Origin of the sequence: Rhodovulum sp. ES.010, assembly GCF_900142935.1 — a bacterium.
Lineage (GTDB): Bacteria > Pseudomonadota > Alphaproteobacteria > Rhodobacterales > Rhodobacteraceae > Rhodovulum.
Genome location: NZ_FSRS01000001.1, coordinates 817216 through 828561, shown reverse-complemented (window position 1 = coordinate 828561; position 11346 = coordinate 817216). Strand labels below are relative to the sequence as shown.

At 67.5% G+C, this 11346-nt stretch carries 13 protein-coding genes; 8 read left to right on the top strand and 5 right to left on the bottom strand.

What is annotated here, in order from left to right; translation table 11 throughout:
- The first annotated feature begins 20 nt into the window (after window positions 1–20).
- The 3 genes from BUR28_RS19860 (at window position 21) to rpsI (ending at window position 1752) form a co-directional block, all read left to right on the top strand.
- On the top strand, window positions 21–182 hold the full coding sequence (locus tag BUR28_RS19860) for a hypothetical protein (RefSeq protein WP_175566888.1): 162 nt from the start codon (window positions 21–23) through the stop codon (window positions 180–182).
- A 614-nt stretch (window positions 183–796) separates the two neighbouring features.
- Entirely contained in the window at window positions 797–1261 is a 465-nt protein-coding gene (gene rplM / locus BUR28_RS04150; protein WP_074218979.1) for a 50S ribosomal protein L13, read from the top strand.
- Window positions 1261–1752 (top strand): 30S ribosomal protein S9, encoded by a 492-nt coding sequence (gene rpsI / locus BUR28_RS04145; RefSeq protein ID WP_074218978.1) that lies wholly within the window; start codon window positions 1261–1263, stop codon window positions 1750–1752. Before rplM ends, rpsI begins: the two co-directional genes overlap by 1 nt.
- Before the next feature lie 66 nt (window positions 1753–1818).
- Here rpsI and BUR28_RS04140 read toward each other — a convergent pair whose 3' ends face one another.
- A complete protein-coding gene (locus BUR28_RS04140) occupies window positions 1819–2676 on the bottom strand; it encodes a DMT family transporter (RefSeq protein ID WP_256370872.1) in 858 nt (285 codons plus the stop codon).
- 304 nt (window positions 2677–2980) lie between these two features.
- On the bottom strand, window positions 2981–3520 hold the full coding sequence (hpt, locus tag BUR28_RS04135) for a hypoxanthine phosphoribosyltransferase (RefSeq protein WP_074218976.1): 540 nt from the start codon (window positions 3518–3520) through the stop codon (window positions 2981–2983).
- A gap of 69 nt (window positions 3521–3589) precedes the next feature.
- Between hpt and BUR28_RS04130 the strand changes: the two genes are divergently transcribed.
- Window positions 3590–4048: a type II toxin-antitoxin system RatA family toxin gene (locus BUR28_RS04130; RefSeq protein ID WP_074218975.1), complete on the top strand. Its 459-nt coding sequence runs from the start codon at window positions 3590–3592 to the stop codon at window positions 4046–4048.
- A 64-nt stretch (window positions 4049–4112) separates the two neighbouring features.
- Window positions 4113–5423 (top strand): MmgE/PrpD family protein, encoded by a 1311-nt coding sequence (locus BUR28_RS04125; RefSeq protein WP_074218974.1) that lies wholly within the window; start codon window positions 4113–4115, stop codon window positions 5421–5423.
- A gap of 74 nt (window positions 5424–5497) precedes the next feature.
- On the opposite strand, the gene BUR28_RS04120 is transcribed toward BUR28_RS04125, so the two are convergent.
- The 3 genes from BUR28_RS04120 to BUR28_RS04110 are packed head-to-tail and all read right to left on the bottom strand — an operon-like array spanning window position 5498 to window position 7613.
- Window positions 5498–5980: a CinA family protein gene (locus BUR28_RS04120; protein WP_074218973.1), complete on the bottom strand. Its 483-nt coding sequence runs from the start codon at window positions 5978–5980 to the stop codon at window positions 5498–5500.
- Window positions 5977–6456, bottom strand: coding sequence for a phosphatidylglycerophosphatase A family protein (locus tag BUR28_RS04115; protein ID WP_254813683.1), 480 nt, complete (start codon window positions 6454–6456; stop codon window positions 5977–5979). The genes BUR28_RS04120 and BUR28_RS04115 overlap by 4 nt, the downstream gene beginning before the upstream one ends.
- A gap of 11 nt (window positions 6457–6467) precedes the next feature.
- Complete coding sequence (locus BUR28_RS04110) at window positions 6468–7613, bottom strand: bifunctional 2-C-methyl-D-erythritol 4-phosphate cytidylyltransferase/2-C-methyl-D-erythritol 2,4-cyclodiphosphate synthase (RefSeq protein WP_074218971.1); 1146 nt, start codon at window positions 7611–7613, stop codon at window positions 6468–6470.
- A gap of 207 nt (window positions 7614–7820) precedes the next feature.
- On the opposite strand from BUR28_RS04110, the gene dusB reads away from it, so the two are divergent.
- From dusB to BUR28_RS04095, 3 genes are read left to right on the top strand one after another with little or no spacing between them, the layout of a single operon-like run.
- The gene (gene dusB / locus BUR28_RS04105; protein ID WP_074218970.1) at window positions 7821–8786 is read left to right on the top strand and encodes a tRNA dihydrouridine synthase DusB; all 966 of its coding nucleotides are present in this window, start codon (window positions 7821–7823) and stop codon (window positions 8784–8786) included.
- Window positions 8783–9862: a two-component system sensor histidine kinase NtrB gene (locus BUR28_RS04100; protein ID WP_074218969.1), complete on the top strand. Its 1080-nt coding sequence runs from the start codon at window positions 8783–8785 to the stop codon at window positions 9860–9862. Before dusB ends, BUR28_RS04100 begins: the two co-directional genes overlap by 4 nt.
- Window positions 9862–11232, top strand: coding sequence for a response regulator (locus BUR28_RS04095; protein WP_074218968.1), 1371 nt, complete (start codon window positions 9862–9864; stop codon window positions 11230–11232). The genes BUR28_RS04100 and BUR28_RS04095 overlap by 1 nt, the downstream gene beginning before the upstream one ends.
- The last annotated feature ends 114 nt before the right edge of the window (window positions 11233–11346 follow it).

Below are 11346 nucleotides of genomic sequence, written 5' to 3'. Positions count from 1 at the left end.
CCATGCAAAGCCCGCGGGTCATGGCCGGCGTGTCCTTGTCCGCGAGGGCGAAGAAGACGACGTGGAACACCGTGTTCCCGATCGGGGTGAACAGGATCTCGGCGCTGAAGAAGTCGAAGCCGCCGGAGAAACCGCCGGACAAGCCGCGCTGCATGGGCTCGTCGGAGGCTGCCGGCGCTTAGAGCGACCTCCGCATTGAAGGAATTGCCTGGAAACGCGTTGCGGCCCGAGACCGCATCGGACGCCGCGTTCAAGTTGATCTCGCTGCGCCCGTTCGGGTCGCCTTGGACAGAGGCATTGGCGTTCAGGGTGCCAAGCGCCATGCGGAGGCCATCGACCGTTGCCGTCACCGCCGTTGCGGTGTCTTCATCGGCAGAGAATGCACTCAGAACGCTGGCGGCGCACCCAGCAGCATCCGGGCGGCGAGTCGAAGTCTTGCCAGGTTCATGGAAGCTGTCTTTTGTTGGAAAGCTTTCGTCTGTCGAGACACATTCCGAATGTCCGGGTCCGCGTCGGTGATCACGACGGCGAAAAGCGCTCCATCCAGCGAGAGTGTGGTGGGGCGGGCCGGCCGAAAAATCAAATGTTACTGGTCTGCGCAAACCATTCGAATGCGCCGCACGTCGTGGATGAAAAGATGAGGTAGTATAATACCTAAATTGCAGCACACTGATAATCCACGGGAAATTCATGACTGGTGCGCTTGACTGGACGTGCGAAATCCTTAGAACTGCGCCATCCGAGGGGACGGGGCAACCGCGCCCGTCCAGGACCATTCAGCCGATAGGGCAGCACCATGAAAACCTACACCGCGACCCCGGCGGAGATCGAAAAGAAATGGATCCTCATCGACGCCGAAGGCGTCGTGCTGGGCCGTCTCGCCTCGATCGTCGCCATGCGCCTGCGCGGCAAGCACAAGGCGACCTTCACGCCCCACATGGACATGGGCGACAACGTCATTGTCATCAACGCCGACAAGGTGCAGATGACTGGCAAGAAGCGCTGGGACAAGAAGTACTACTGGCACACCGGCTACCCGGGTGGCATCAAGCACCGCACCGCCGAGCAGATCCTGGACGGCGAGCACCCCGAACGCGTGGTGATGCAGGCCGTGAAGCGGATGCTGCCGGGCAACCGCCTGTCGCGCAAGCAGATGACCAACCTGCGCGTCTATGCCGGGGCCGAACACCCGCACGAGGCGCAGCAGCCCGAAGTGCTGGACGTCAAGTCCCTGAACGCCAAGAATACCCGGAGCGCATGATGGCCGAAGAAGTGAAATCCCTCGATCAGTTGAACGAGGTCGTCTCGGGCGAGGCCGCGGTCGTCGCCGAAGCGGAAACCCCGCGCGAACCCGTCCGCGACGAGTTGGGCCGGTCCTACGCCACCGGCAAGCGCAAAGACGCGGTGGCCCGCGTCTGGATCAAGCCGGGCTCGGGCAAGGTCTCGGTCAACGGCAAGGAAATCAACAAGTACTTCGCGCGCCCGGTGCTGCAGATGATCCTGCGTCAGCCCTTCACTGTGGCCGGCGTGGAAGACCAGTTCGACGTGCAGGCCACCGTCAAGGGCGGCGGGCTGTCGGGCCAGGCCGGGGCCGTCAAGCACGGCATCTCCAAGGCGCTGCAGCTTTATGATCCCAGCCTGCGGGCGCCGCTCAAGGCCGCGGGGTTCCTGACCCGCGACAGCCGCGTGGTCGAACGCAAGAAGTTCGGCCGCCGGAAGGCTCGCCGCAGCTTCCAGTTCTCCAAGCGTTGAGGCGTTTCTCGATCCATGGAAAGGGGCCGTGCCGTGGCACGGCCCTTTTTCGTTGTGCCGGCGGGCTCAGTCCCGCGTAGCCTGTTCCAGGATCATCAGGGCGAGCCCGGCAAAGACCAGCCCGAAGCCCAGAAGGTGCACCCAGCGGAACGCCTCGCCGAGCAGCAGGTAGGACAGCCCGAGGGCGGTCAGCGGCATCACCGCCATGCTGGCGGCGGTCAACGCCCCGGGCGCGCTGCGCACCCCGCGATACCATAGAACCGGCGCCAGGCCCCCGGTGGCCGCGCCCCAGTAGACCAGCGCAGCCCAATCCCAGGCCCCTGCGTCAAGCGGCTGGAAAGGCGCGGAGTCGAATATCAGCGCCAGCGCCACGAACAGCGGCATCGCCATGAGCGAGGCGCCAAGCGTCGCCTCGAGCGACGTGATCCCCTCCGACAGACGGCGCGAGAGAAGCGTGAAGGCGGTCTCAAGGCAAACGGCGAGTGCCACGAGTATTGCGCCCAGCGCCACCGCGTCACCGTCGCCCGCTCCGGGATCACGCAGCAGGTTGATCGCGACGCAGCCCGCCACGGCCAGCGACAGTGCGCCGGCCTTGCGCCAGTTCATGGCCGCGCCGAGGAACAGAACGGCGGCCAGCGCCGTGACCGCGGGGGTCGAGCTCATGATCGTCGCGCCGATCACGCCGGTGGTCAGGCGCATCCCGAACAGCATCGTCGCGGTGAAGCCCACCATGCCGGCCGCAGCGATCCCCATCATCACCCACAGGTCCGACCGCCGCATCTCGGTGAAGCGCGCGGTTGTCAGCCAGACGATTGGCGCGAGTACCGCGCTCGCGATCACCATCCGCGCGAAGGACGCCGTGAAGACCGGAAACGCGTCGCCGATGATCTTGCTCATCGGCGTGGCCGAGCCGAAAAGCGCCATGCCGGCAATGAGCTGTACGACCGTGACGGGCGCAAGCGAGCGGTTCGCGAATGTACTGATGACGGCCTCCTTTCCCGGCGGCAAGGCTAGGGCCGGGCGGGACGACGGCAAGGGCGCTGCGAGCCTCACATCCCGATCCGGCCACGCCCGCCCGAACTGACCGTCAGCCAGTCGGGCCAGCCAAGCAGCCGGTCCACCAAGGCCAGCCTAAGGCAGAGCGCCAAGACGGCAAGGATGAAAGCCACCCGCCGCGCGCTTGGCGGGGTGTGCACCCAACGCCTTGCCCGCTGCAGCCAGTGCAGCGTTACCCGGTGAACCGCACCGCGCCGATGAAGGGCAGATTGCGGTTGAGCTGGGCATAGTCGATGCCGTAGCCAACCACGAACTCGTCGGGGATCTCGAACCCGACCCAGGTCGCCTTAACGCCCACCTCGCGCCGCGAGGGCTTGTCGAGTAGCGCGCAGCATTCAAGCCGACGCGGCGCGCGCGCCTGCAGCAAGTGCAGAACGTGCGACAGCGTGTGCCCGGTATCGACGATGTCCTCGACCACCAGAACGTCGCGCCCCTCGATCTTGCCGCGAAGGTCCTTGAGGATGCGCACTTCGCGCGAGCTTTCGGTGGCATTGCCGTAGGACGAGGTCTCGATGAAATCGACCTCCACAGGCCGGCGCAACTCGCGCACGAGATCGGCAATGAACACGAAGGAGCCGCGCAGGAGTCCGACGACCACGAGCTTGTCGCTGTCGGCGAAATGCCGGGCGATCTCGGCGGCCAGCGCCTCGACCCGGGCGGCGATCGTCTTGGCCGAGAGCATCTCGTCTATGACATAGGGTCGCTTGCCCATGCCTTCCCCCTTGATTTCGGCTGCTCACTAGCAGAAATGGCAGCCCACTGTCAGCAGCAAAGCGGGATCATGCCGAGACATTCCGAGAACCGCGAGATGCCGTATTCGGCGCAGGAGATGTATGACCTCGTCGCCGATGTCGCCTCCTATCCGAAATTCCTCCCCTGGACGGCAGCGGCGCGCATCCGCTCACGCACCCCGTTCGGAGATCACGAGGTCATGGAGGCCGACCTTGTGATCTCGTTCAAGGTGTTCCGCGAGCGCTTCGGCAGCCGGGTGACCCTCTGGCCAGACCTCTACCGGATCGACACCGAGTATCTCGACGGGCCGTTCCGCTACCTCAAGTCGCACTGGAAGTTCGAAGATATCGGCGAACGGCGTTGCAAGGTCGATTTCTTCGTCGATTTCGAGTTCAAGAACCGGGTGCTGCAAAGCGTGATCGGGGCGGTGTTCAACGAGGCGATGCAGCGCATCGTGCGCGCCTTCGAGGAGCGCGCCGAAGAGCTTTACGGCACAGCACACTGCTGACCTCCGCTCATGGCCCTTGAAGGTGCCGCGAGGCCGGGGCAGTCTGGCGCGAGAGGAGGGGCGCATGGGCAGGATCACCGAAGAACTGGCCGAATTCGCGGACTCGGCGCGCGGCACCGAAGCGTCCGAGCGGATGATGCGTCTGTCGGTCTTCGACTGGGCGGCCTGCGCGCTGGCCGGTGCCGACGAACCCGTCGCGCGTCTGGTGCGCGACATGGTGCGCGAGGAAGGCGGGGCGGCGCAGGCCGGGCTGGTCGGCGCCGCGGCGCGGGTGCCGGCGCGGGCGGCGGCGCTGGCCAATGGCGCGGTCTCCCACGCGCTCGACTACGACGACACCCATTTCGCCCATATCGGCCACCCGTCGGTGGCCGTGGTCCCTGCCGCGCTGGCGCTTGCGCAGAAGACGGGCGCGGACGCACGGGCCTTTCTCGAGGCGGCGCTGGTCGGGGTCGAAGCGTCGATCCGTGTCGGCATCTGGCTGGGGCGCAGTCATTACCAGGCCGGATTTCACCAGACGGCGACAGCGGGCGCCTTCGGGGCGGCGCTGGCCGGTGCGCGGCTTCTGGGCGCCGACGGGGCGCAGGCTGTGGGATTGGTCTCCACCCGCGCCTCTGGACTGAAATCGCAGTTCGGTACCATGGGCAAGCCCTACAACGCCGGCATTGCCGCCGCGAATGGCGCCGAGGCGGCGCAACTGGCGGCCCGCGGCTTCGTTTCGACACCCGACGGGTTCGACGGCACGCAGGGCTTCGGTGAAACCCATGGGGGCAGCGCCGCGCGGGATGCGCTGGACGGTCTGGGCCGCCACTGGCTGTTCGAAGGCGTGAGCCACAAGTTCCATGCATGCTGCCATGGCACGCAAGCGATGATCGAGGCGCTGAAGACCCTGACCCCGCTGGATCCGGCGACCGTGCGCGGGGTGACCGTTCTAACTCATCCGCGCTGGCTGAAGGTCTGTAATCAGCCCGCCCCGCAGACTGGGCTTGGCGCCAAGTTCAGTTATCGGCTGATCGCGGCGATGGTGCTTGCGGGACGCGACACCGCCGCGCTCGCCACGTTTTCCGACGCGGCCTGCGTTGACCCCGCGTTGGTCGCCCTGCGAGACCGGGTGACGGTGGCGGTGGACGAGTCCATGCCCGAGACCGCGGCGCGTGTGATCGTGGAGACCGCGACCGGTGCTGCGGAGGCGTCGCATGACCTCGATGCGCCGCTGGCGATAGACACCCGCGCACAGAGGCTGCGGGCGAAGGCCGAGAGCCTGCTCGGGCCGGGTCGCGCGGCGCGACTGTGGGAGAGTTGCATGGCTAGCGAGGGGCCGGACCCGGAAGCGCTTGGCGCCACCTTGGCGGGGCTTGGCCTCACCGAGGAGGCCTGAGCATAGGGGAACGCCCGGCAGCGCTGGGGGAAGCCTTTGGGCACCGATCTCCCGAAGCGCGGCAAGCCGCGCGGTTATTCGGCCTCGCCGATAGCCTCGGTCAGCATCGAGAGCGCGTGGTCCCGGCTCGCCGCGCGGACCCGGTCCCGCCCGAGCCGGCCGAAATCCACCATCTCGGTCTCGACCTCCGCGCCGCGGCGGGCAAGGGCAAAGCAGACCCGGCCTTCGGGCTTGTGGTCCGAGCCGCCGGGCCCCGCGATGCCGGTAATGGCCACGGCGAAATCCGCCGCCGAGCGATCGAGCGCGCCTTGCGCCATCTCGGTGGCGACCGCCTCCGACACCGCGCCATGCGCCGCCAGCGTCTCGGCCCGCACGTCCAGCAACGCCTGCTTGGCCGCGTTGGAATAGGTGACGAACCCGCAGTCGAACATCTTGGACGCGCCGGGTATGTCGGTGATGGCCGCCGCGAGCATGCCGCCGGTACAGCTTTCGGCGGCGGCGATCGTGATGCCGCGCTCGCGGGCGAGGGCAACGAGGGTGTCGGGTCGAATGGTCATAGCAGGAAAATATGCGACACGGCCGCCAGCGCAATGACCAAAAGCCCGGCGGCAAACCCGGCCAGCACGTCGTCCAGCATCACGCCGAGGGGCGTGTTCTGGCGATCCGCCCAGCCGATGGGGCCCGGCTTCCAGATGTCGAAGAGGCGGAAGCCGAGGAACGCCGCGATCCAGCCGGGATAGAGGTCGAGAACGCCGACACCGGCCACCGCTGCCCCGAACGAGACCGGCATGAGCGCGAGCCACATGCCTGCCACTTCGTCGATTACATATTCGCTGCGATCCGGGTCGGTGGTGCCGCGGGAGGCGTCGCGCACCGCCCACCAGCCCGCTAGCGTGACCAGCGCAGTGGCGCCCAGGGCCAGCCACGGCCCGCCGAGGACGTGGAGCGCCCAGAACAGCGGCAACGCGGCCAGCGACCCCCAGGTGCCCGAAGCCGGCCGCAGGAAGCCCACGCCGAATAGGGTTGCGACCATGCGGGCCAGCATCACGGTCGCACCAGCGTCACGGTGGCAAGCGCCGCGATCCCTTCTTCGCGCCCGGTGAAGCCAAGCCGTTCCGAGGTCGTGGCTTTCACGCTGATCCGGTCCTCGTCGAGTCCCATCAGTCGCGCCATCTCGGTTCGCATCGCGCCTGCCACGGGACCGATCTTGGGCCGTTCGCAGATCAGAGTGAGATCGGCATTGGCGATGCGGAAGCCGCGCTCGGCCACCCGGCCAACGGCATGCTTGAGGAAGATGTCGGAAGCCGCGCCCTTCCATTGCGGGTCGGAAGGCGGGAAATGCGTGCCGATATCGCCCTCGGCCAGCGCCCCGTAGATCGCGTCGGTCACCGCATGCATGCCGACATCGGCGTCCGAGTGGCCCTTGAGCGCCTTGTCGTGCGGCACCTTTACGCCGCAGAGAATCACTCCGTCGCCCTCGCAGAAGGCGTGCACGTCGAAACCGTTGCCGGTGCGAATATCCATGTCCCTCTCCCTGAGGACCCGTTCGGCGCGGGCGAAATCCGGGCCGTGGGTGATCTTGATGTTGTCTTCGTCGCCCGCGACGATCGCCACGGACAGCCCGGCGGCCAGAGCCACCTCGACATCGTCGGCTGCGCCGCCCGGATGCGCGCCATGGGCAGCGCGAATTGCATCCAGCCGGAATCCTTGGGGCGTCTGCGCGCGATAGAGCCCGTCGCGCGGGTGGGGGGTCTCGACCAAGCCCTCCGCGCCCCGCCAGAGCGCATCGGTCACCGGCAGCGCGGGGGCGGCGCCGGGATGGGTGTCCAGCGCGTCGATCACCCGGTCGATCAGGTCCGCATTCACCAGAGGCCGCGCGCCGTCATGGATCAGAACCCGCGTCGTGCCTCCGGGCACGGCGTCGACCCCGGCCATGACCGAGGCGTCGCGGGTGGCGCCGCCTCGAACCGGGGTGACCTCGGCCGCCAACACCCCCGCCACATCGGTGAAAAACGCGTCATCCTCGGGATGAACCACCGCCACCAGCGCGTCGACTCGGGGATGCGCCATAAAGGCGGCCAAGGTGTGCGCCAGCATTGGGCGCCCCGCAAGCGTCTGATATTGCTTGGGACGGTCACCGCCCGCCCTGGTGCCGCGCCCCGCGGCCACGATGATCGCCGTGACTGTCATCTGCCTCTCTCACACCGTCGCTGGCTTCTTAGGCGGGGCGGCGCTGCGGGGCAATGGGGCAATGTGGCGGTATGACCTGCTTAAATTTCAAGCAATTCGTGTTTCGGGCGTCGCACTGGCAGGCCATGAATTGTATTTCCGACAAGCGCGTTCTACATCCGAGAGAAATGCACAAGGTTTAATCACTTGTCCATTCAGTTGGCAAACATGACGCTCGCCCCGCCGGTGCTGCTGGCTCCGATGGCCGGGATCACCGATCTGCCATTTCGGCGGTTGGTGGCCTCCTTCGGCGCCGGCCTGGTCGTCTCGGAGATGGTGGCAAGCCAGGAGATGGTGCAGGCCAAGCCCGGCGTGCGCGAGCGGGCCGCGCTTGGTCTCGACGGATCGGCGACCGCGGTCCAGCTGGCTGGGCGCGACCCCGCCTGGATGGCGCGGGCCGCTGCCATGGTCGCCGACCAGGGCGCGCGTATCATCGACATCAACATGGGCTGCCCGGCCAAGAAGGTGACGGGCGGCCTGTCGGGCTCGGCGCTGATGCGCGACCCAGACCGGGCGCTTCGGCTGATCGAGGCGGTGGTGGGCGCGGTCCGCGTACCGGTCACGCTCAAGATGCGGCTCGGCTGGGACGACGACATGCGGAACGCAACGGAGCTTGCGCGGCGTGCGGCGGCGGCCGGCGTGCGGATGATCACCGTTCATGGCCGCACCCGCTGCCAATTCTACAAGGGGGTGGCCGACTGGGCCGCGATCCGCGCGGTGAAACGGGCGGTGGACGTGCCTGTCATCGCCAATGGCGACATCGTCGACGGTGCAACGGCAGGCCGTGCGCTCGCGCAATCGGGTGCCGATGGCGTTATGGTCGGCCGCGGCGCGCAGGGGCGGCCGTGGCTCCTGGCGCAGATTGCCGCCGCGCTGGAGGGCCGTCCTTTCCCCGACGCTCCGAAAGGCGCAGCCTTCGCCGACATGGTCTGCGGCCATTACGAGTCCGCACTTGCGTTCTACGGTCGGGAGCTGGGCGCGCGGGTGATCCGCAAGCACCTGGGCTGGTACATGGCCGAAGCAGGCACCCCGAACGATATGCGCCGCACGGTGCTGACTGCGCACGACCCGGCCTGCGTGCTGGCGTACCTGCCGGAGGCGCTCGGCGCGCGCGGCGAGCGGGTGGCCGCATGAGCCTTGGCCATGACGCGATCTGGACTGCGCTGCCGATCCCGGCCTTCCTTCTGGACGCCGAGGACCGCATCGCCGCGATCAACCCCGCCGCCGAGCTGTTCATGAACGCCACGCTCAGGACACTGCGCGACATGCCTGTCTTCGACCGGCTCGCCGTGGATGCGCCGCTGGACGAGGCCTTCGCGCGGGTTCGCGCAAACCACGCGGCGCTGTTCATCAACGATGTCGACGTGACGGCCGGGGCGCGGGCGCCGGTGCAGTGCAACCTGCAGATCGCGCCGATGAACGACCAGGCCAAGCATGTGCTTTTGCTGGTTTCGCCGCGTGAACTGGCCGGGCGGCTGGGGCGGGCGCATTCGGTGAAGACGGCGGCGAAATCCGCCATCGGCATGGCCGAGATGCTGGCCCACGAAATCAAGAACCCGCTCGCCGGCATCACCGGGGCGGCGCAACTCCTGTCGATGAACCTCAGCGGCAGCGACCTGGAGCTGACCGACCTGATCGTCGCCGAAAGCCGTCGGATCGTGGCGCTGCTCGACCAGGTGGAACAGTTCGGCAACCTCAGCCCGCCCAAGTGCCGGGCGGTCAACATCCACGATGTCCTGGACCGGGCGCGGAAATCGGCGACGGTCAGCTATGCCGCGCATATGAAGATCGAGGAGGATTACGACCCCTCGCTGCCGCCCACCTGGGCGGATCCCGACCAGCTGATGCAGGTGTTTTCCAACCTCATCCGCAACGCCGCCCAGGCGGCTGGGCCAGATGGCGGCACGATCCGGCTGCACACCTTCTACGAACAGTCGCTACGCTTGCGTCACCCGGACGGCTCGGGCGTGCCGGTGCCGCTGCAGGTCGAGATCATCGACGACGGCCCCGGCCTGCCCACCGAGATCGCCGGCGACATTTTCGAGCCCTTCGTTTCGGGCCGCGAGAACGGCACCGGGCTGGGCCTCGCGCTGGTCTCCAAGATCGTCTCCGACCACGGCGGCTGGATTGCGGTCGACTCGGTGCCCGGGCGCACCGTCTTCCGCATCTCTTTGCCCGTCGCCCCCAAACCCCGAGAGGATGAGACCTGATGGACGGAACCGTTCTTGTCGCCGACGACGACCGCACGATCCGCACCGTGCTGACGCAAGCGCTGACCCGCGCGGGCTGCAAGGTGCACGCGACCTCGTCGCTGACGACGCTGATGCGCTGGGTGGGCGAGGGCAAGGGCGACCTGGTGATCTCGGACGTGGTCATGCCCGACGGCAACGGTCTGGAAATGCTGCCCAAGATCGGCGAGGAACGCCCCGGCCTGCCCGTGATCGTGATCTCGGCCCAGAACACGATCATGACCGCGATCCAGGCTGCCGAGGCGGAGGCCTACGACTATCTGCCCAAGCCGTTCGACCTGCCCGACCTCATGAAGCGGGCGGCCCGCGCGCTGGAGACCAAGCGCCGCGTGCGTCCGACCCGCGAGGTGCCCGAGCCGCCGGACGAGCAGGACGACCTGCCGCTTGTCGGGCGCACACCGCAGATGCAGGCGCTTTATCGTTTGGTGGCGCGGGTGATGAACGCCGACCTGCCGGTGCTGATCACCGGGGAGTCGGGCACCGGCAAGTCGCTGATCGCCCGTGCGATCCACGATTTCTCCGACCGCCGTTCACTGCCCTTCGTGATCGCCGCTGCCGCCGATCTCGAAGGCGTCGACGGCCCCTCGGCACTGGTCTCACGCGCCAAGGGCGGTTCGATCCTGTTCGACGAGGTTTCCGATCTGGACGAAGAGGCGCAGGGGCGCATCGTGCGGATGCTGGACGCGTTCGGCGACAATGCCCCGCGCGCCATGGCCACCAGCCAGACGGACCTGATGGCGCGGATGGAGGCCGGCGAGTTCCGGCAGGATCTGTTCTACCGCCTCGGCGGCGTGACCATCGCCGTGCCGTCCCTCCGCGAGCGGGTCGACGACATCCCGCTGCTCGCCGAGCACTTCCTGGCGCGGGGCGAGCGTGATGGGGCCCAGCCGCGGGTGCTCGCCTCCGACGCGATGGACCTGATCCGCGCCTATAGCTGGCCGGGCAACGTGCGCCAGCTGGAGCACACGATCCGCCGCCTCGTGGTCACCAGCCCGGAAGAGGTCATCACCCGCGCAGAGGTCGAGGCGGTGCTGGGCAACCAGCCCGAAATCGAGCCACTGGTGGGCGGCGGCGACGGCGAAAAGCTGTCTGCCTCGGTCGCCAAGCATCTGCGGCGCTATTTCGACCTGCATGGCGGCGTGCTGCCGCCACCGGGCCTTTACGCCCGGATCCTGCGCGAGGTGGAGTTTCCGCTGATCGAGATCGCGCTGGACGCCACAGGGGGAAACCAGGCCAAGTGTGCGGATTTACTGGGAATCAACCGGAATACGCTGCGCAAGAAGATCACCGACCTCGATATTCGCGTGACACGTCGCCGCAAATTGATGTAATTTCGCAACAGAACGTGGCGGCGAAAGCGCAGATTCGCCGCCTCAACGGGGAGCAGTCCGCGCGCCAGGCGCGGCCTTAGCGAAAGAGGCGACAAGTGGCAAGCGCCACGGGCC